The organism is Bradyrhizobium sp. SHOUNA76, from assembly GCF_023006445.1.
In the GTDB taxonomy this organism is placed as follows: Bacteria; Pseudomonadota; Alphaproteobacteria; order Rhizobiales; family Xanthobacteraceae; genus Bradyrhizobium.
This window is the reverse complement of record NZ_JALBHA010001189.1, coordinates 1-375: the sequence shown is the minus strand read 5'-3', so window position 1 is coordinate 375 and position 375 is coordinate 1. Positions and strand designations below refer to the sequence as shown.

General features: G+C 66.4%; 1 protein-coding gene and 1 pseudogene. Both read left to right on the top strand.

Annotated features, from left to right (window positions below; translation table 11 throughout):
- A pseudogene (gene livG, locus MOV74_RS41350) lies at window positions 1–157 on the top strand (high-affinity branched-chain amino acid ABC transporter ATP-binding protein LivG); the annotation flags it as partial.
- Window positions 154–375, top strand: a 222-nt coding sequence (locus MOV74_RS41345; protein ID WP_246933139.1) for an ATP-binding cassette domain-containing protein, incomplete at its 3' end; no start/stop codon positions are given. The pseudogene livG and the gene MOV74_RS41345, both read left to right, overlap by 4 nt.

Here is a 375-nt window from a genome sequence, read left to right as displayed (position 1 = left end):
CGTGCTGCTGGTCGAGCACCACATGGGCCTCGTGATGTCGATCGCCGACCACGTCGTCGCGCTGAACTTCGGCAAGAAGCTCGCGGAGGGCACGCCCGCCCAGGTGCAGGCCGACCCCGACGTCATCAAGGCCTATCTCGGGAGCAAGGACCAATGACGACGCTGCTCAACGTCAAGGACCTGCGGGCCTATTACGGTCAGGTCCAGGCGCTCCATGGCCTGTCCTTCTCGCTCAACGAGGGCTCGCTCGTGACGCTGCTCGGGGCCAACGGCGCCGGCAAGACCACCACGCTGCGCGCGATCTGCAACATGGTGCGCTCCACCGGCGGCATCGAGTTCGACGGCAAGCCGCTCAACAACCGCTCGACCGAGAGC